At 35.4% G+C, this 20357-nt stretch carries 25 protein-coding genes; 1 reads left to right on the top strand and 24 read right to left on the bottom strand.

The annotated features are described in order from the left end of the window. Nucleotides 1–89: 89 nt before the first annotated feature. From ILT06_RS30845 to metG, 15 genes are all read right to left on the bottom strand, one after another. A complete protein-coding gene (locus ILT06_RS30845) occupies nt 90–314 on the bottom strand; it encodes an anti-sigma-F factor Fin family protein (protein WP_000399441.1) in 225 nt (74 codons plus the stop codon). Between the two features lie 70 nt (nt 315–384). Further along, the gene (gene pth / locus ILT06_RS30840; protein ID WP_078183735.1) at nt 385–945 is read right to left on the bottom strand and encodes an aminoacyl-tRNA hydrolase; all 561 of its coding nucleotides are present in this window, start codon (nt 943–945) and stop codon (nt 385–387) included. A gap of 72 nt (nt 946–1017) precedes the next feature. Continuing rightward, nucleotides 1018–1971 (bottom strand): ribose-phosphate diphosphokinase, encoded by a 954-nt coding sequence (locus ILT06_RS30835; protein ID WP_000107420.1) that lies wholly within the window; start codon nt 1969–1971, stop codon nt 1018–1020. Nucleotides 1972–1989: 18 nt separating this feature from the next. Beyond that, nucleotides 1990–3369, bottom strand: coding sequence for a bifunctional UDP-N-acetylglucosamine diphosphorylase/glucosamine-1-phosphate N-acetyltransferase GlmU (gene glmU / locus ILT06_RS30830; RefSeq protein ID WP_064475154.1), 1380 nt, complete (start codon nt 3367–3369; stop codon nt 1990–1992). Nucleotides 3370–3692: 323 nt separating this feature from the next. Continuing rightward, nucleotides 3693–3986, bottom strand: a complete 294-nt coding sequence (gene spoVG / locus ILT06_RS30825) for a septation regulator SpoVG (protein WP_000454042.1) — start codon at nt 3984–3986, stop codon at nt 3693–3695. Between the two features lie 152 nt (nt 3987–4138). Then, nucleotides 4139–4513, bottom strand: a complete 375-nt coding sequence (locus ILT06_RS30820) for a RidA family protein (protein ID WP_000869826.1) — start codon at nt 4511–4513, stop codon at nt 4139–4141. A 124-nt stretch (nt 4514–4637) separates the two neighbouring features. Next, nucleotides 4638–5486 (bottom strand): pur operon repressor, encoded by an 849-nt coding sequence (gene purR, locus ILT06_RS30815; protein WP_064475153.1) that lies wholly within the window; start codon nt 5484–5486, stop codon nt 4638–4640. Nucleotides 5487–5540: 54 nt separating this feature from the next. Beyond that, nucleotides 5541–6410 (bottom strand): 4-(cytidine 5'-diphospho)-2-C-methyl-D-erythritol kinase, encoded by an 870-nt coding sequence (gene ispE / locus ILT06_RS30810; RefSeq protein WP_000772096.1) that lies wholly within the window; start codon nt 6408–6410, stop codon nt 5541–5543. A gap of 196 nt (nt 6411–6606) precedes the next feature. Then, entirely contained in the window at nt 6607–6786 is a 180-nt protein-coding gene (gene sspF / locus ILT06_RS30805; RefSeq protein WP_001985066.1) for an acid-soluble spore protein SspF, read from the bottom strand. A 91-nt stretch (nt 6787–6877) separates the two neighbouring features. After that, on the bottom strand, nt 6878–7138 hold the full coding sequence (gene veg, locus ILT06_RS30800) for a biofilm formation stimulator Veg (protein ID WP_000044349.1): 261 nt from the start codon (nt 7136–7138) through the stop codon (nt 6878–6880). A 238-nt stretch (nt 7139–7376) separates the two neighbouring features. Continuing rightward, the gene (gene yabG / locus ILT06_RS30795; RefSeq protein ID WP_222655908.1) at nt 7377–8240 is read right to left on the bottom strand and encodes a sporulation peptidase YabG; all 864 of its coding nucleotides are present in this window, start codon (nt 8238–8240) and stop codon (nt 7377–7379) included. 110 nt (nt 8241–8350) lie between these two features. Then, a complete protein-coding gene (rsmA, locus tag ILT06_RS30790; protein ID WP_064475151.1) occupies nt 8351–9229 on the bottom strand; it encodes a 16S rRNA (adenine(1518)-N(6)/adenine(1519)-N(6))-dimethyltransferase RsmA in 879 nt (292 codons plus the stop codon). Continuing rightward, nucleotides 9226–9783, bottom strand: coding sequence for a ribonuclease M5 (rnmV, locus tag ILT06_RS30785; RefSeq protein ID WP_000692830.1), 558 nt, complete (start codon nt 9781–9783; stop codon nt 9226–9228). The genes rsmA and rnmV overlap by 4 nt, the downstream gene beginning before the upstream one ends. A 194-nt stretch (nt 9784–9977) precedes the next feature. Then, entirely contained in the window at nt 9978–10745 is a 768-nt protein-coding gene (locus ILT06_RS30780) for a TatD family hydrolase (protein WP_064475150.1), read from the bottom strand. Nucleotides 10746–10910: 165 nt separating this feature from the next. After that, on the bottom strand, nt 10911–12893 hold the full coding sequence (metG, locus tag ILT06_RS30775) for a methionine--tRNA ligase (RefSeq protein ID WP_064475149.1): 1983 nt from the start codon (nt 12891–12893) through the stop codon (nt 10911–10913). A 501-nt stretch (nt 12894–13394) separates the two neighbouring features. Between metG and ILT06_RS30770 the strand changes: the two genes are divergently transcribed. Then, on the top strand, nt 13395–13679 hold the full coding sequence (locus ILT06_RS30770) for a transition state genes transcriptional regulator AbrB (RefSeq protein ID WP_000843037.1): 285 nt from the start codon (nt 13395–13397) through the stop codon (nt 13677–13679). 20 nt (nt 13680–13699) lie between these two features. On the opposite strand, the gene rsmI is transcribed toward ILT06_RS30770, so the two are convergent. From rsmI to ILT06_RS30725, 9 genes are all read right to left on the bottom strand, one after another. Then, a complete protein-coding gene (gene rsmI, locus ILT06_RS30765) occupies nt 13700–14575 on the bottom strand; it encodes a 16S rRNA (cytidine(1402)-2'-O)-methyltransferase (protein ID WP_064475148.1) in 876 nt (291 codons plus the stop codon). Then, nucleotides 14544–14834, bottom strand: a complete 291-nt coding sequence (locus ILT06_RS30760) for a GIY-YIG nuclease family protein (protein WP_000414343.1) — start codon at nt 14832–14834, stop codon at nt 14544–14546. The genes rsmI and ILT06_RS30760 overlap by 32 nt, the downstream gene beginning before the upstream one ends. Beyond that, a complete protein-coding gene (locus tag ILT06_RS30755; protein WP_222655907.1) occupies nt 14821–15561 on the bottom strand; it encodes a tRNA1(Val) (adenine(37)-N6)-methyltransferase in 741 nt (246 codons plus the stop codon). The genes ILT06_RS30760 and ILT06_RS30755 overlap by 14 nt, the downstream gene beginning before the upstream one ends. Before the next feature lie 120 nt (nt 15562–15681). Then, a complete protein-coding gene (gene yabA / locus ILT06_RS30750; RefSeq protein WP_000412057.1) occupies nt 15682–16035 on the bottom strand; it encodes a DNA replication initiation control protein YabA in 354 nt (117 codons plus the stop codon). A gap of 14 nt (nt 16036–16049) precedes the next feature. After that, the gene (locus ILT06_RS30745) at nt 16050–16877 is read right to left on the bottom strand and encodes a PSP1 domain-containing protein (RefSeq protein ID WP_000272429.1); all 828 of its coding nucleotides are present in this window, start codon (nt 16875–16877) and stop codon (nt 16050–16052) included. A gap of 5 nt (nt 16878–16882) precedes the next feature. Beyond that, complete coding sequence (gene holB, locus ILT06_RS30740; RefSeq protein WP_064475146.1) at nt 16883–17866, bottom strand: DNA polymerase III subunit delta'; 984 nt, start codon at nt 17864–17866, stop codon at nt 16883–16885. 35 nt (nt 17867–17901) lie between these two features. Then, a complete protein-coding gene (gene tmk, locus ILT06_RS30735) occupies nt 17902–18528 on the bottom strand; it encodes a dTMP kinase (RefSeq protein ID WP_000677225.1) in 627 nt (208 codons plus the stop codon). A 1-nt stretch (nt 18529) separates the two neighbouring features. Beyond that, the gene (locus ILT06_RS30730; RefSeq protein ID WP_088047077.1) at nt 18530–19951 is read right to left on the bottom strand and encodes an aminotransferase class I/II-fold pyridoxal phosphate-dependent enzyme; all 1422 of its coding nucleotides are present in this window, start codon (nt 19949–19951) and stop codon (nt 18530–18532) included. A 72-nt stretch (nt 19952–20023) separates the two neighbouring features. After that, on the bottom strand, nt 20024–20203 hold the full coding sequence (locus ILT06_RS30725) for a sigma factor G inhibitor Gin (protein ID WP_064475144.1): 180 nt from the start codon (nt 20201–20203) through the stop codon (nt 20024–20026). Nucleotides 20204–20357 lie beyond the last annotated feature (154 nt).

Here is a 20357-nt window from a genome sequence, read left to right as displayed (position 1 = left end):
AACATAAAGAGCAAGCCACTATATTTTATGCAAATATTTTGGAAAAAGAAAACAGAAAAATGCTTTGGACATGCCAAAGCGACAACATTTTATTGCAGAAATTTTTCATATTCATAATACTCAGGATAAGATGCGAGCGTTTCTTGACACGATTCACAAATCGTTTTTATATATATATTTCCATTCTCATGAAAATGAATCATCTCTACTACTTCTTGCTCTGTTAGTTGAAATAAAACGTCGCTATACACTTTTTCTGCAGTAACGGAGCCTACATTACTCCCGCAATGTCTGCAATAATAATAACCTTCCATACTAGCCTCCTAAAAATCCAATTACTACTAGTATGGGTAAAAATAAGACAAAATATTCCCAATCATACCCTTAACTATTGAAGGTATTCATGATTTGAAGAAAAGGTTTATTTAACCATTCTTCACATGCATCCGCTGCTTTTTCAATAGAATGACTCACATCAGGAATTTCTTCCGATGTAAAACGTCCTAATACGTAATCTACTACCTTCATGCCATTTTTCGGACGATCAATTCCCATGCGGATACGTTGAAACTCTTGTGTTCCTAAATGTGAAATTGTTGATTTCACACCATTATGTCCACCAGCACTACCTTTCATACGAAGGCGTAATTTACCTACAGGGATGTCTAAATCATCGTACAGAACAACGAAGTCTTCAACATCAATTTTATAGTAATCCATGAGTGGTCGAATACTTTCCCCAGATAAATTCATATATGTAAGTGGCTTTAATAAGATTACTTTTTCTCCATTAACAAATCCTGCACCAAATATTCCTTTAAATTTTTGTTCATTCAAAGAAATATTCCAACGCTTTGCAAGTTCATCAATCGCCATAAATCCAATATTATGCCTTGTTAATTCATATTCTCTACCCGGGTTCCCAAGTCCTACTATCAATTTCATTCTTGTACCACTACTTTCTTTTTTCGATACGAAAAGACGTAACCAATCTTGGTTACGTCTCATTCTATCCAATTAATTGAATAATACACTTACAGATTCTTCTTCGTATACACGAATGATTGCTTCTCCGATTAGTGGAGCAACTGAAAGTTCATGTACTTTGTCGATTTTCTTCTCTTCTGGTAATACGATAGAGTTCGTTACAACTAACTCTTTAATATTTGAATTTTGGATACGCTCAATTGCTGGACCAGATAATACTGGGTGTGTACAGCAAGCATATACTTCAGAAGCACCGTTCTCAACAAGAGCGTTTGCTGCTAATGTAATTGTACCAGCTGTATCAATGATGTCATCAATTAAAATTGCTGTTTTACCTTCAATATTACCGATAATGTTCATTACCTCTGATACGTTCGGACGAGGGCGACGCTTATCAATAATAGCGATTGGTGCTTTTAGACGATCTGCCATTTTTCTAGCACGAGTTACCCCACCGTGGTCAGGTGACACGATTACGATATCTTTAAGACCTTTTGTTTCAAAGTAATCTGAAAGGATCGGTACACCCATTAGGTGGTCGATTGGGATATCAAAGAACCCTTGAATTTGTGGAGCATGTAAATCTAGAGTGATTACACGAGTTGCACCTGCTGTTTCAAGCAAGTTTGCTACAAGTTTCGATGTAATTGGTTCACGAGAACGCGCTTTACGGTCTTGACGCGCATAACCATAGTAAGGAATAACAATATTAATTGTTTTTGCAGATGCACGCTTTAATGCATCGATCATAATAAGTAATTCCATGATATGTTCGTTTACTGGGAAGCTTGTAGATTGAATAATGAATACATCGCAACCACGGATACTTTCTTCAATGTTAATTTGAACTTCTCCATCACTAAAACGATCAACAGAACATTTTCCTAGTCCTACTCCAATGTGCTTTGCAATTTGCTCAGCAAGTTCCTTATTAGAGTTTAAAGAGAATACTTTCAAATTAGAATTTAGATATTGAGTCGACATCTAGATTAACCCTCCACATTATGATTTTTTCTTATTCAGCAATTGATCAACATAGTCTTCTTTGTTAACTTGACGTGCACGTGCTACAGATAATGCTTTTGATGGAACATTCTCTGTAATTGTAGAGCCTGCTGCCACATAAGCACCATCTTCAACTGTTACAGGAGCAACAAGGTTTGAATTACATCCAATAAATACCCCGTTACCAATCACAGTTTTGAATTTATTCTTACCGTCATAGTTCACCGTAATTGAACCACAACCAAGATTCACGTCTTCTCCAACTTGTGCATCCCCGATATAACTTAAGTGTGAAGCTTTACTTCTATTACCAAAAACAGTTTTTTTGATTTCCACGAAGTTTCCAACGCGTACTTCATCTCCAATAACTGAATCTGGGCGAATATGTGCAAATGGACCAACCGATACTTCTGTACCAAGTTTACTATCATGTACAGTAGATTGACGAATTGTTGTACGATCTCCAATTTCACTATCGCGAATTACTGTATGCGGTCCAATTTCACAATCAGAACCAATTACAGTATTCCCCTCAATAATTGTTCCTGGATGAAGAACTGTATCACTACCGATAATCGCATCAGCAGAAATATACGTGTTACTTGGATCAATAATTGTAACACCATTTACCATGTTCTTTCGGTTGATACGGTTTTTCATAATAATTTCCGCTTGCGATAGAGCGACTCTGTCGTTAACACCTAACGTTTCATCGAAGTGCTCTGTTTGATAAGCTGATACGATATGACCTTCATTTTTTAAAATCTCAATAACATCTGGCAGGTAATATTCACCTTGTACGTTATCATTTGAAACTTTAGAAAGTGAGGCGAATAAAGCTTTATTATCAAAACAATACGTACCTGTATTGATTTCTTTAATAGCTAATTCTTTCTCATTTGCATCCTTATGCTCAACAATCTTTTCAACATGACCATTCTCATTACGAACGATACGACCATATCCAGCAGGTTCTTCTATGTAAGCTGTTAGCACCGTTGCCATTGCCCCTGCCTCTTTATGTTGCTGAAGCAATGATTCCATCGTTTCAGCAGTTATTAGCGGCGTATCACCACAAATAACTAAAGTTGTTCCTTCTTCGTTTGCAAGTACACTTGCAGCTTGATCTACAGCATGTGCTGTACCAAGTTGTTCTGCTTGTAATGCAAACTCACTTACGTTTCCTAGCTGTTCTTGTACCATTTCAGCACCATGTCCTACGACTGTTACAAGTTTCTGCAATCCTAATTGCGTTACTTGATCGACAACATGTTGTACCATAGGTTTTCCACATACAGGATGAAGCACTTTGTATAGCTTAGACTTCATACGTGTGCCTTTGCCTGCAGCTAGAATCACTGCAAATCTGTTTGACATATAGACCCTCCATCGCAACCTATTTATCCATTAACGATATTATCCTAAATCATCATATATTTCAAGAAACACATTTTAACTATTAAATTTTACCATAATTCTTATACGATGTTTTACTCTTTAGTATCTTTTTTAAGAAATAAGCTATACTATTTAAAATGATTTTGAAAAAATTAGAAGTTTTCCTCTTCACTTTAAAGAATTCAGAATTTTCCGTGCGAAAAATAGATAAAACCACAAAAAAAACAAACTCCTGTAAATGCTTACAGGAGTTTGTTGCAAAATTATAGGGATTTCTTTAAAAAGCCCTTTTCATTCGAATTTTACGAAGCACCCGCTTCTTCAAACTCAACCTCTTCTAACTCGCCTAAACGATGATACTCTGTTAAAACCGCATCTTGAATTTTAGAGCGTGTATTAGAATTAATTGGATGTGCAATGTCACGGAATTCTCCATCTGGAGTACGTTTACTTGGCATTGCTACAAATAATCCATTATTACCATCAATTACACGAATATCATGAACAACAAATTCATGGTCTAGAGTAATAGAGGCAATTGCTCTCATGCGGCCTTCTGTGTTTACGCGGCGTAATCTTACGTCAGTCACTTCCATCTTGTGTTCACCACCCTTTTCTAAATAAGCGATATATTTGTATAAATTCCACAAATTTTCTATTTTCCCTTTAATTTTTTAAAAATTTTTAAGATAAAAATTTTTAATGTAATTGAATATAGAGATTAGTGGAGGTTATCGCTTACAAAAGATTACTTAACTAGGGCAATTACTTCGATTTCAATCGAAACATCTTTCGGTAATTTTGCTACTTGCACACAAGAACGCGCTGGCTTATGAGTAGAGAAATAAGAGCCGTATACTTCATTAACAGCATTAAAATCATCCATATCTTTTAAGAATACTGTTGTTTTTACTACTGTATCAAATGAAGCACCTGCTTCTTCTAATACCGCTTGTAAATTTTGAAATACTTGCTCTGTTTGTACTGTCACGTCTCCTGCTACAAGCTCTCCACTTGCAGTTAACGGAATTTGTCCTGAACTGTAAAACATATTATTTACAATAATCCCTTGTGAATATGGTCCAATTGCTTGTGGTGCATTGCTTGTTTGAACAACTTTCATATTTTTTCACCCTTTTATTATTTATTTTTACTCTTTAAAAATAGTGCACGAAAAGCAGTTTGTCCATCTATTTTATAATTTATAAATAGAATAAAAAAAAGATAAAGCGATCTGCTTTACCTTTTTACTCAGCCTCTACAAGCCCTTCATCAAATGGTGCCAGTGAATAATTTCCCTTTTCCACTTGAATCGCTTTTTCTTTCACATCAACTTCTGATAGACGAATTAATGATACAAAATTATTAATTAGTCGTTCTTCAATATCCGTGGATTCTACTAATACACCAATACCAACAACATTAGCCTTAAACTCTTCTAACATACTCATCATACCTTGAATTGTCCCGCCAGCTTTCATAAAGTCATCAATAATTAAAACATTTGATCCCTCTGGAAGGCTACGCTTTGCTAACGTCATTGTTTGAATTCGCTTAGAAGAACCTGATACATAGTTAATACTAACAGTTGGACCTTCTGTTACCTTATTATCTTTCCTTGCAATTACTACCGGTACATCTAAGTAATTTGCCACCGCATAAGCAAGTGGAATCCCCTTCGTTGCCACCGTCATAACCGCATCAATTGGTTGCCTAGCAAAAACAGAAGCAAACAAACGACCTGCGCCATTAATATGGCGAGGATTACTTAAAAGATCTGTCATATATAAGTAACCACCAGGCAAAATACGACCTGGATTTTCAAATAAGCTACAAAGCTCACTAATAATTAGATCTGCCTCTTCCTCACTTATATATGGTATATATTTCACTCCTCCTGCTGCTCCTGGTACCGTTTGCAATGTGCCGACCCCTTGTTGTTCAAACGTTTGCTTAATAATAACTAAATCTTCACTAATGGAAGACTTAGCTGATTGATACCTTTCAGCAAAAAAAGTGAGAGAAACTAGCTGACGAGGGTTTTGTAACAAGTAATACGTCATATCGACTAATCTTGTACTTCGTCTAATTTTCATACTCTCACCTCAAATCACGAATATTCTAAACAAATCATAACGTATTATACGTCTTTATTCAAGCGTTTCTCGCTCTCCTAATAAACGTACTGCGTATACTTGTTCACAAAATCCTTTTAATCCATTATATATACGATGCATTCGCGAATCATGGTGCACAAGACCAAATACAGTTGGGCCACTTCCACTCATTAATACGGCATCCGCCCCAAATCGCTTCATCTGTGCCTTAATACGTGCAACTTCAGGATGCATCGCAAACGTTACATCTTCTAAAACATTACCAACAGTATCACAAATCCCTTTGTAGTCCCCAGCATTTATGACGTTAACCATTTTATCTACATTTGGATGTGTAACTCGATTTAACTTTAAATTTCCATACACATCAGCAGTAGATACACCAATATGGGGTTTCGCCAAAATAACCCAACAAGAAGGCGGAGTTTTTATGTGCTCAATTTGCTCTCCTCTTCCAGTGGCAATTGCTGTCCCACCATATACACAAAACGATACATCTGATCCAATTTTTGCGCCAAGCTCTGCTAACTGATCAATTGTAAGCCCTAAATTCCATAATTTATTAAGGCCACGTAATGTCGCTGCTGCATCACTACTTCCACCTGCTAATCCAGCTGCTACTGGAATCGTTTTTTCAATAGTAATAGATACGCCTTTTTTCACATTAAACTTCTCTTTTAATAATTTCGCTGCTTGATAAGCTAAATTTCTTTGGTCGTCTGGGACATACCGATTATGGGATAAAATTTCAATACGGTCTTCTGCTAATTCCATTAGTTCTAAACGATCCGCTAAATCAATTGTTGTCATAATCATTTTCACTTCATGATATCCGTCTTGTCTTTTTCCCAGTACATCTAACGACAGATTAATCTTTGCTGGTGCTTTCACTAGTAGCTTCAATCTATTCACCCACTCTATGTACTCAATCTTTTATCGTTTATTTTACCATAAATTTATAGTAAGACGATGACACTTCCCTAATTATAACGAAAAGCATTCAGAATGAAACTACTTATGTAAAATGATGGCACCTTTTCGAGTACAAAAAGCCGAGGAATCACTCCTCGGCTACCGTAGCATAGAAAGTATCTTACAACTACTGGTTTTGTTTCATTAATTGCTGTTCTGCAATTTCTATAGCACGTTTCACCATGTTACCAGCATCTTTCGCACGAATTCCGCCCCAGCCTTCTTTCTGAACAACATCATAAAAGCCTAGCTCTTTTGCAAGCTCTTCTTTAAATTGATTTGACATGACACCTCTTCGTCTACTCAATGCAGAGTCCCTCCTTATTTTGCTACGGTATAATTAGTATGCAAAATAATATAGCTTTTCATTTGTGGGAATATATGTAACGATACATGAATTATAAAATTACTTCATTATGAGGTTCACCATAAAACGTTAACTCTACTGTCTCTGTTAAAACATCCGCATAGCTATATGATACACGTTGCAACGCATCTTCTTGCTGATCCAATTGTACAACAAAAACAGAACGGTACGTTTCTGCAAGTACACCTGATTGTTCTACTGTTTTTCTTCTCCCACTATTTGCCTTTAACATCAGTCTCTGTCCAAGATGGTGATCTAATTCGCTTTTAATTTCATCTAAACGTTTTGACATATACTTCGTTACACCTCGCTGTAATTTAGATTGAACACTTAAAACACGATATATCTATCCCAATTATTAACCGCAACTCACAGACAATATCGTTATAAAAGCATCATGCGTTCAAATAGATAGAAGAAATACTATATTGTAAAAGTATCATTATGTAGTCTGCGCGTTCTTGTCTCTTTTTATCCAAGCTGATTTAAATCCTTTCCATACAAAAAAGCAAGATACATATGTACCTTGCTTATTCTTCATAATGTTGAAAGGGTAATCCAGTTCGTAAAATCCCCTTCGTCTCAATCCCGCCAAGTCCCTTTTCGCCGGTAATCGTATTACGTACAATATCCCATACATTTACTCTTTCCATAAACGACGTAAAACTAATTTTACCAACCACATATACAGGATCTAGTGCGTGAATATTAATTCTAGATGGTGAACTAGCAAAATTAGCACCCGCTCGAATTAATGCTTCAAAGTGTGATTGGCATGCCCCGGCAAAAATAACGAGTTGATCCAATGATGGATATTTTTTTCTCACTTCTCGAACAGCCTGTACAAAATGCCTTGAATGTCTATATGCTGCTAAATCTCCCTTTACCCCTTTTGATTTTGTATATGCATCGTGCCCCGTAATAACTAAAATGTCCGGACGAAAATGATCTATTAAATCTACTACCTTTTCATGCATCTCTGTTTCTTTACAATGAATACCTTGTACAGGAACACCAATTTTATTATATAAGTCTAAGCACTTGCGCAAATATAACGGGTCCCCATCTATATGCAATACACGTCCTGGCATTTGAAAATAATTCACCTCACTTGTATATCCACCCGTTGAAGTGTGTTCATGCCTTTGTTTCATTAATACATAATCTTGTTGAAACAAACGATACGTACGCTCCATCGTTTCTTTCTCACGCTTCGCTCTTTTTTTATGCTCTCGTTGATCTATACTAATTAAATCTTCAAGTGGTGCATCTGCCACCAGTCTAATTTCCTCTCCAAATAATATAGCTATCTCGCCTTTTATTTCTATAATACGAAAAAGGATATCCCTATTATGAGAATATCGTTCCACTAATTCTCCAACATGTAAAGCCATTCTCCTACCTCCAAACTCGTTAGGCCATCTTACCTGTTTTTAAAGTATGAATGTAGGAGCGGAAAGGTGACAAAAGGGACAGTTCAAGTTGAACTGTCCCTTTTCTATTCTTATGACAATTTATGAAGAACTAATGCATTACTTAATGTTGCAAACTCCTCGATAGATAGCGTTTCGCCTCTTCGTTTTGGATCAATTCCTACTTCTGTTAAAATTCGATCCAACAACTCTTTATCTTTCGGGAAACCGTTTAAATTATTTGATAAATTATTCATTAAAGTTTTACGACGCTGTGCAAAACTTGCTCGTACTACTTCAAAGAAGAATGTCTCATCTGTTACTTCTACAACTGGTTTCGGGCGCTTTAGGAGACGAATAATCGCAGAATCAACATTTGGTTGTGGCACAAACACTGTACGTGGTACAGTCATAACTGTTTCTACCTCTGTATAATACTGAATAGCAATGGATAAAGAACCATACTCTTTCGTTCCAGGTTTAGCAGCTAAACGATCTCCAACTTCTTTTTGCATCATAACAACAAATCCACGAACCGGTAATTTCTCTTCCAGCAATTTAAATAAAATTGGCGTTGTAATATAGTACGGTAAGTTCGCTACTACCATTACATCTTGCCCTTCCTCAAATTGCTCACTAAACACCTCATGTACATCTGCCTTTAGTACGTCTTTATTTATAACTGTAACGTTGTTATATGGAGCTAACGTCTCATCTAAAATCGGTAATAATCTCTGATCAATTTCAAAAGCCACTACTTTTTTAGCACGCTTCGCTAATTGTTCTGTTAACGCACCGATACCTGGTCCAATTTCAATTGCACCACTTTCTGAACCAATTTCAGCGTGATCGACAATACGATTTAATACGTTCGTATCAATTAAAAAATTTTGTCCTAAACTTTTTTTGAATGAAAATCCATACTTTTCAACAATGTCTTTCGTACGATTTGGCGTTGCGATATCCTTCATTTTCTTTCCTCCTGTATGACTTGCTTATAAGCTTCTGCAAACGATTCTTTTGAAACTTGAAACATTTGTAAACGTTTATGTAACTGTTTTGCGTTTGTATAACCAATCTTTAATAGCTTACCCATTCTTTCTCTGCGACTCTTTGCCATTTCTCCGCCCACTAAGCCTGCATCGACTAAATCGCTCCAACTAATTTCACTTGTGTAAGCTTCCATTTCTTCATGTATATTCTCTAAAGCACGGCGAATTGATTCATTAGAAGCATGTTCAATCCCGACACCCTTTTTCCTTTTGGCAAGTGCTTCTTCCTTCGGTAAAAAGGCATGTTTACATCCAGGCACCTTATCAGAAATAATTTTTCGAATACGCTCTCCAGGATAATCTGGATCTGTGAAAATAATAACGCCCCGTTTTTGCAGCGCTAATTTAACTTGCTCAATAACATGATCACCGATTGCTGAACCGTTCGTTTCAATTGTATCCGCATCAACAGCACGCTTAATCGCAACTGTATCATCTTTACCTTCTACAACGATAATCTCTTTAATTTTCATGCTTGCCTCCACACTCGTTTCGTCTCTACTTAGTAAAACAAAAAAATGACGACTTTTCCATTATTATTTTCCCCATTCTTACATTTTAAAAAATAGAATGTCCAAAACTTTGTTCTCTCTTCTTATTGTAACACTTCCTCATTCGCCCTTATTTTTTCACAAAAATAAAAAAGAATGGGTTCTCCCACTCCTTTTTATTCAACACCAAATAAAGCTTTTGCATTTTTTGTTGTTATTTCTGCTACTTCCTCATAAGAAATTCCTTTTAAATTCGCAATTTCTTCTGCTACGAGTTTTACATAACTTGGTTCATTTCGTTTTCCTCGAAATGGATGTGGTGTTAAATATGGACAATCCGTCTCTATTAACAATTTCTCTAATGGAATCTCCATAGCAACTTCTTTCGGTTTCTTAGCATTTTTAAATGTAACTGGTCCGCCTAACGAAATTAAAAAGTTCATATCAACACATCGCTCTGCTACTTCTACGCTGCCACTAAAACAATGCATAATGCCTCCCACTTCAGCTGCATTCTCTTCTTCTAGAATATCAACAATATCTTGAGTTGCATCGCGGTTATGTATAATAATCGGCAATTTCACCTTTTTGGCTAATGCAATTTGTTTACGGAATACTTCCTTCTGTATTTCTTTTGGAGACTTATCCCAATGATAATCTAATCCCATCTCTCCAAGTGCAACGACTTTAGGATGAGAAGCAAGTTCTTCTAACCAAGCTAGATGTTCTTCTGTCATGTCAATTGCATCAACTGGATGCCATCCTACCGCAGCGTAAATAAAATCATAAGTTTCAGCTAATTCAATCGCCTTTTTTATCGTTACTTCATCAAAACCAACAACAACTGTATAGGTAACTCCCACTTCTTTCATTCGTACAATAACCTCTTGCAAATCTTCTTCAAATTGCTCTGCATTCAAATGTGAATGTGTATCAAACAACATAATACATAACTCCTTTTATATTGAAATCAAGTTTATTCTAAAAAATAAGCTTTTTACTAACTTAACGATAACAATACTATAATTTTAATGCAAAAATAGAGAGTGTAAAAAGAAAAAAGACGCTTCACACATGTTACACGTGAAACATCTCTTTTCTTGTCTTAATTACTTGATTTTTGTACCGTTTGGTAGATTTTGGTCGATTGATGCTAATGACAATACGCCATTCTCTTCACCCGCTAAAATCATACCTTGTGATAATTCACCGCGTAATTTTACAGGTTTTAAGTTTGTTACACAAATAACCTTTTTACCTTTTAGGTCTTCCGGCGAATAGAATTTTGCAATTCCTGAAACAACTTGACGCTTTTCTGTACCTAAATCCAGCTGAATTTTTAACAACTTATCTGCTTTTTTCACAGGTTCAGCTGATAGTACTTCAGCTACGCGTAATTCTACTTTAAAGAAATCATCAATTGTAATTTCTTCTGCTTTCGGTTCTTCTTCTTTTTTCTCTTCTACTTTAGGAGCAGAGCTTTTCATTTGTTCTTTAATGTAGCCTACTTCTACTTCCATTTCTAAACGAGGGAAAATCGGGTTTCCTTTTTCTACTTTTGTTCCAGCTGGAATACAGCCAATTGTAGATAGGCTTCCCCAAGATTTATGTGCCTCTTCAGTAAGTCCAAGTTGAGCAAACATCTTACTTGGTGCTACCGTTAAGAACGGCATAAGCATAATACCTGTTTGACGAAGTACTTCTGCTAAGTGAGCCATTACAGAAGCTAATTTTTCACGATCATTCTCATCTTTCGCTAATACCCACGGTTGTGTTTCATCAATATATTTATTTGCACGGCTAACCAATTGCCAAATTGAGCTTAGCGCTACAGAGAATTCCATATTCTCCATTGCCTCTTCTACTTTTTTCAATGTATCTTTTGCAAACGTTACTAACGTTTCATCGAATTCCGTTACATCTGCTTTAAATGCAGGGATTTCTCCGTTAAAGTACTTATCAATCATAGCTACTGTACGATTTAATAAGTTACCTAAGTCATTTGCTAAATCGAAATTAATGCGCTCCACAAATCCTTCTGGTGTGAATACACCATCAGATCCGAATGGAACTTCACGAAGTAAGTAATAACGTAATGCATCTAATCCGTAACGATCGATTAAAGTAACTGGATCTACTACGTTTCCTTTTGACTTACTCATCTTTCCATCCTTCATTAAAATCCAACCATGAGCAAAGATTTTTTTCGGAAGAGGTAAATCTAATGCCATTAAAATGATTGGCCAATAAATTGTATGGAAACGAACGATTTCTTTTCCAACTAAATGCACATCAGCTGGCCAGAATTTCTTATACATCTCTTCATTTTCTGTTCCATAACCTAATGCTGTAATGTAGTTAGATAATGCGTCAACCCATACGTAAATAACGTGTTTCGGGTTACCTGGAACACGAACTCCCCAGTCAAATGAAGTACGAGAAACAGCTAAATCTTCTAAGCCCGGTTTAATGAAGTTATTAATCATCTCATTCTTACGAGACTCTGGCTGAATGAAATGTGGATTATCTTCATAGAATTTTAATAGTCTGTCGACATATTTACCCATTCTAAAGAAATACGATTCTTCACGAACAAGTTCTACATCATGACCACTATCTGGGCTTTTTCCTCCAACTACTTTTTCACCTTCCATAATTGGATCTACTAATTGATGTTCTGTATAGAATGTTTCATCTTGTACAGAATACCAACCTTCATATTCATCAAGATAAATATCACCTTGATCTACTAGTTGCTTGAAGATTTTTTCAACAACATCTTTATGACGATCTTCAGTTGTACGAATAAAATCATCATAAGAGATATCCATCTTCTCCCAAAGCTCTTTAATTCCTGCAACAATGTTATCCACATATGCTTGTGGTGTAACATTTAATTCTTCTGCTTTCTTTTGGATCTTCTGTCCATGCTCATCAGTTCCTGTTAAATAATGAACATTATATCCTTGCATACGCTTATATCGTGCCATCGCATCTCCTGCTACTGTTGTATAAGCATGTCCAATGTGTAATTTTCCACTTGGATAATAAATTGGGGTAGTAATATAAAAGGATTTGTTTTCCTCTGTCATTGTTTTGGACCTCCCGGATAACCTCATATGTATTTATAAATAGTATATCAAAAACTTATATATAAAGTGAAACTTTAATCTGTGGGGGTTTTGCTCACTCCCGCGGATTATTAACCCGCACCAATCCGACTCCAACTTAACTTCTTTGCTCCAGCCAAATTTTAAATTTAGAATCTTACTGCTTGTTAATGCGGGATAAAAACGAGTTAATACTTAATATCTTTATCATCTATTGCTCATATTTCAAGAAAATATACAGTCCTTACTTACAATCTATAAATTTTTCTGAAAATAAAGTGAAATAATAGTAGAAATTACTCTCATTCTATTATATATAAGAAGTAAGAAATCTATAAATCTTTTTAAAAAATATAGAATTAAAGAATTGACGGAAATGTAAATGATTGGTATCATATGTCCATAGGGTATTTTGTCGAAAAATGACGAATCTAGAAAATAGACTCGAAACTTATAAACTATTTCTTTAGGAGGAAAAGAATTATGAAATCTACTGGTATCGTTCGTAAAGTTGATGAATTAGGTCGTGTAGTAATTCCAATCGAATTACGCCGTACTTTAGGTATTGCAGAAAAGGATGCTCTTGAAATCTACGTTGATGACGAGAAAATCATCTTAAAAAAATATAAGCCAAACATGACTTGCCAAGTAACTGGTGAAGTATCTGATGGTAACCTATCTTTAGCTGAAGGTAAAATTATCTTAAGCAAAGAAGGCGCTGAGCAAGTCTTAAACGAACTTCAAGATTATATCGAAACAGCAAAATAAGCTTCTCAATTATGAGAAGCTTATTTTTTATCGACATGATAGATTTGATATACATCGCGTTTCGACAAATCTCGATCTTTAGCGACTGTTTTTATTGCCTCTTTTGAATTCATACCTTTTTCGTTTATATAATGTTCAATATGATCATATATCGAAATAGATTCCCACCATTGTTCTTCTGGGGCAGGTTCTTCCGTTGAACCAGCTACTAAAATACAAAACTCGCCACGAACTTCATTTTGTTTCGTCCACTCAATTGCTTCCTCAACTGTTCCACGAATAAATTCCTCGAATTTTTTCGTTAACTCTCGACATAATACAATTTCTCTATTTCCCAACACTTCTTGCATCGAGATTAAAGTATCATCTAAACGATGGGGCGCTTCATAAAACATCATTGTAGTTTGTACATAACGAAGCTTCTCTAACTCCATTTTTCTTTCTTTTTTATTTCTTTGTAAAAATCCATAGAAATAAAATTGTTTTGTTTCAAGACCTGATGCAATTAATGCTGTAAGGGCTGCATTTGCCCCAGGAAGCGGGATAACATGATACTGTTCTGCTACAGCCTCTACAACAATATCGTAACCTGGATCGGAAATACACGGCATACCAGCATCACTAACAAGTGCTACAGTCTTTCCTTCGTCTAACTTCCCTAATATTTTCTTCCCACTTACTTCCTTATTGTGCTCATGGTAACTCATAACAGGGGTTTCAATTTCGAAATAATTACAAAGTTTTTTCGTTTGTCTCGTATCTTCAGCAGCAATTAAATCAGCTTCTTTTAAAATTCGGATTGCACGAAATGTCATATCTTCTAAATTTCCAATAGGAGTTGGTACTAAATATAAAACTCCCTTTTCATTTTGTTGAAAGCTTTTTTGTTGCCACATAGCGTTCTCCTTTTTGCATATATTCTTCTTTTTGTTTTCTATTTAACTGCTTAAAATAATACTCTGCTTGCATAGCTGTACGCTTATCTTCATGAAATTCTATGTATTTTAAAACAACAGGAAGTCTAGCACGCGTATACCTAGCCCCTTTTCCACTATTATGGGTCTGAATCCGCTTCTCTATATGATTTGTATATCCAGCATAATAACTTCCGTCAGAGCACTCTACTACATAAAAACAATGCTTATTCTTCTCCATATAAAATTGAACGAATCTCCTTTGTATATTCATTATTTTCTTCATATACAAAAAGAGGGGGCAATATTTTCAAATCTGCGTTTCCATCCTTAATTCCTTCAATTAACAATGTATTCGCTTCTTTCCCTGCCTTAGGATAAACAAATCGTACACGCTTTGGTTCAATTTTGTATTTACGCATTAATGTAACAATATCTAGTAAACGACCTGGACGATGTACAAATGCTACTTTCCCACCTTGCTTTACTAATTGACTACTTGCAGATACAACATCCTCTAATGTACACATAATTTCATGACGAGCTATCGCTAAATGTTCATTCATATTTTTCTCAGAAGTTGCAGGTGTTTGAAAATAAGGGGGATTACATGTGACTACATCATATTGATGAAGTCCAAGTTTCTCCGGCATATCTTTCAAATCCCCATGTATTAAGTGAATTCTTTCTTCTAACTTATTGTATTGAACGCTTCTGATTCCCATATCATATAAACGTTCTTGAATTTCTACACCTGTAATGTTTCCCTTTGTTCTTGTACTTAATAAAAGGGGGACAACTGCGTTACCTGTACACAAATCAAGTACATTACCTTTTTGAATCGGTACCCAAGCAAAGTCTGCAAGTAAAACAGCATCTAACGAGAAATTGAATACTGATGGGCTTTGTACAATCTTCATATCTTGCGCTAATAAGTAATCTAAACGTTCATCTTCATATAAATTCATATGTTACTCCTTTTCTTACACTTAACCTACCCTATTTCATCTTCTACTAATAAAAAACATATTTCATTCTACTCTCATGTATAAAAAATTACCTTTCCAATTATCATTGGAAAGGTAATTTCACTTTTTATTTAAAAATGACAGGCAGAATAAACAATCTCCCTCTTTACGTACACTTCCATAATGCAGATTACAAATATGAAAACCTTCTTGATATAGCCTTGCTAAATTATCGTAGCCTTCGCCAATATCAGTTGTCTTCGGCTTCACTTCTTTACGTTTTTGAGTTTTTTGTTTTTCTTTAATCTGCACTTCTTCAAAGCGGTGTCGCAAATTTTCATTTTCCATTTTTATATGTTGGTTCTCTTCCAACAACTCTGCAAGATGTTGTTTTAATTCTCCCAACTGTTTGTATAAATGTCCAATTTGCTCTTCCATACTAGAAACCGATGCAAAAATATCTTTTTTCTCCACAAGCACCCACCTCATTAATCTGTGGTTTGACTCGAAACGACCCCTTTATTCACTAACTCATCTAACGTATATTCTACTATCCGTTCCTTGTCTACTAGTTCCACTTGAATTAATCTTTCTAAAATATTTAATCCGATAACACGGCCAGTACCATGCGGGGTTTGTATACGTTGATCTAAATCAGGAAGTTGTTCCTTTGCTGCCTCATATTCATCATTCTCATATTTTAAGCAACACATTAAGCGACCACATAAACCAGAGATTTTTGCAGGATTTAATGATAAATTTTGATCCTTTGCCATCTTAATGGATACAGGTTCAAAATCTCCTAAAAAAGTAGAACAACAAAGCATACGACCACATGGACCAATACCACCAAGCATCTTCGCTTCATCACGAACACCAATTTGTCTTAGTTCAATTCTTGTCCTAAAAATTGCCGCTAAGTCTTTCACTAGTTCGCGGAAATCAATCCGACCATCCGCAGTAAAGTAGAAAATAATCTTATTGCGATCGAACGTATACTCTACATCTACAAGTTTCATATCAAGATTATGCTCTACTACCTTTTGCTGACAAACTTGATATGCTTCTTTCGCAGCATGTTTGTTCTCTTCAACAATGGTACGATCATTTTCATTTGCAATACGAATAACCTTTTTTAGCGGTAATACAACGTCGTTTTCATCAACTTGCTTTTTGGTAATAACTACTTTTCCGTACTCAATACCTCTTACTGTTTCTACAATTACAAACTCATTTTCAGAGATATCGAACTGATTCGGATCGAAGTAATACACCTTTCCGGCCTTCTTAAAGCGAACACCTACTACATCATACAAAACGGTCATCCCTCCTGCAACCGCAACACTAACTGTTCGAACACAAGCTGCGCATTTACATTAGCGTTGATTCTATTTTTTGCCTCTAATATATTAAAGAGAGCTGATACAATGCGCTTCTGAGCATAGGAGAAAGATTCAAACAACTCTTTCTGCTCATGAAAAACAAGACGATCTTCTTCTCCAAGTTGAACATATAATAAATCCTTATAAATAAGGAGCAACATATCTAAACCTTGCTGTAATTGTTCTTTCTCTCCAAAGTGTTTTCCCCATTTTTCTTGTACAAAAAAAATAGAGGCTTTATCCTTTTCGAGCGCTTCACATAATTTTATCACTAAAGCTCGTGCTTGTGCAAACCATTCATCACTACATAAAGCTAAAGCTTCATCAAAACTATTCGTGAGTTGCGCAGCAAGTGTCGATAAAGATGCCGTAATACCTTCATCCTGTAATCTTCTAATTAAAGATTCCGTAGGTAACGGTCTAAATGTAACAACTTGACAGCGAGATAAAATCGTATTTAAAATTTGATGACTTTGTTCAGTAAGTAAAATAGCTGTTGTATCACTACTTGGTTCTTCTAAAAATTTTAAAAGTGTATTCGCTGCATTTGCTGTCATACGATCTGCGTGCTCAATAATATATACTTTTTTATTTGCTTCTAATCCTGTTTTTGAAAACTCTTCTTGTAAATCATGAATTTGCTGCTTCTTAATAGATAATCCGTCTGGTTTTACAATATGTAAGTTAGGGTGGTTACCTGAATCAATTCGCTTACAATTTGTACATACATGACAAGGCTCTACCCCATTCCGCCCAGAACATAGGAAACTCTTTGCCATTTGAATTGCCGTTGCAAACTTTCCAGTCCCTTTCCCTCCCTCTAACAAGTAAGCGTGGGATATACGCTCTTTTGCAATGCTATTCATCAACATTTTTACACCGATGGGTTGTATAGCAGAAAGCTGCTCCCACGTCTTCGTCATAATACATACCTCACTTATTTCATTCTTTCCTTCTATTATAACAATTTATCTTCTATAATCTGAACAACTTCTTCTATAAGTTTTTCCATTGGTTGATCAGCATTTACCAATACAATACGATCTGAGAAACGTTCTACAACTTGTAAATACCCTTCACGGACACGTTTATGGAAAGAGATATCTTCCATATCTAATCGATTCACTTCACGTCCTGCATCTTTTTCAATGCGAGCTAAACCAATCTCTGGTTCAATGTCTAGGTAAATCGTTAAACTAGGCATACAGTCCTCTGTTGCGAAACGATTTATTTCAAATACTTTATCCATACCTAACCCTCTTGCATATCCTTGATACGCTAAAGAGCTGTCTATAAAACGATCACATAATACAAGGTAGTCCTCGTTAAGTGCCGGCATAACCTTTTCCACCAAATGTTGTCTACGTGCAGCAGCATACAGAAGCGCCTCTGTACGTGCTTCCATCATCGTATATTCTTGTTTATGTAAAATTGTTCTAATATCCTCTGAAATTGCAATACCACCTGGTTCTCTCGTCGCCATTACCTTTTGTTCTTTTTGTTCAAAGTACGGCAATAAACTTTTAATTAACGTTGTTTTACCCGAACCTTCTGGACCTTCAATTGTTACAAATAATCCCTTCATTCTAAAACCTACTTTCTATATCATACACTTTCATATATTTCGTGCTACCTTGAAAACGAGCGCCTGATTGCTCTAAATACATAATTTGCTCTTTATGTTCTGAAGTAATTCTTTCCCCATACATAATTAATGGAATTCCAGGTGGGTACGGAATTACCATTTCTGCCGCTATCATCCCAACTGCTTCTTCTACAGATACTACTTTTGTTTCATATCCTTCCAGTTGTTTATATGTATACGGTAAAGGAGAAAATTCTCCTTTATAAGTATAACGAATAGATTCCTTCTTGTCTTTCACCTCATAATATTGCAATGCCCCTCGGATCATCTCTATAGCCTTCATATATTCCTTATTTACTTGCAAGGGCAAAATAAATAGGACATTATATGGATCCGCCATTTCTGTATATATACCGACCTTTTCAAATACAGACTGTAATTCGTATCCTGATAACTGACAACGTGTCTGTACAGTAACCTTTAACTCATCTTGTAATGGATACTGTAAAATAGCTATTTGTGGAATAGAACACAATTCGTCTTTAAATCCCCGTAAAAACTCGACAATTTCATCATGTCCCTTTTCTTTTATACGTGCTATTGTAAAACGTGCAATATCAAGAGAAGTCATAATTGGATACGATGGACTACTAGATTGTAGCATACTTAAATAGGTAGAAACTTTTTCTTCTTTCACTAAGCGACTATTTATATGTAAATAGGATCCCATTGTCATCGCGGGTAATGTTTTATGTGCAGAATGAACTACAATATCTGCACCATATGCTAATGCTGACTTTGGAAATGCCCCTCCTAAACAAAAATGGGCTCCATGTGCTTCATCTACTAAAACGGGGATTTTATGTGCATGTGCATAAGCGATGCTTGCCTCTAGATCCATCCCCATTCCATAATAATTAGGATGCGTTAAAATGAGTGCTTTAGCATTTGGATATTTTTCAATTGCTTCCTTAATAATTTCATCATGAATTCCCACTGGTACATTATAAGCTTCATCAATCCATGGATCTAAAAAAATTGGATTTGCGCCCGCTAATTTTAAACCATTAATAATTGATTTATGACAATTTCTTTGTACAAGAACAATATCATGTTCCCCACAACAAGACAAAATCATTGCTAGATTCCCTACTGTTGAACCATTAATTAAAAAATAACTTTTTTTCACTCCATATACATCAGCTAATAACTGTTGTGCCTCATCTATACATTCAAACGGACTATGTAAATCATCTAATCCTGACAACTCAGTTACATCGATAGATAGTATATCTTTAAACTCCCCTACAGCTTCCTGAGGGAAGTTTAAACCATTTTTATGACCTGGAACATGAAAGGATAACGGCCCTCTTTCTTTAAACTCTGTTAATGCCTCATATAAAGGTATGCGATTTTGATTCATCTATATCTCTTCCTTATTATTTCATTCTCCCTCTATTATACAGAACAAAAAAAATAATAGGCATATGCCTATTTAAAAATATGATACTTCTAATTTCCGAAGCTGCTTTAAATAATATATATACTTCGGATCATTTGTCTCCGTATTCACCATATCCTTTTCACATTCATAACATATTAAATTATTATAAACATATATCCCTTCTTTTCTTTCTGTCTCACAAACAATACAAACTTCATTTTGTACTTTCATAACCTTCCCTCCCTATTCAAATGGACATATTTTATACTTCTATTCCTTAACAATTTTCAGAAAAATATACATCCATCTCTTATATAATATGATTAACCCTTGGGCAACGTGTTTGTATTACCATTACTTCTTTTTTCGTACTGTTTGAAAACAG

This window comes from Bacillus sp. 17RED48 (genome assembly GCF_019837545.1).
Classification (GTDB): domain Bacteria; phylum Bacillota; class Bacilli; order Bacillales; family Bacillaceae_G; genus Bacillus_A; species Bacillus_A wiedmannii.
Note: the sequence above shows the minus strand (reverse complement) of the source record. Positions and strands in the feature narration are given on the sequence as shown.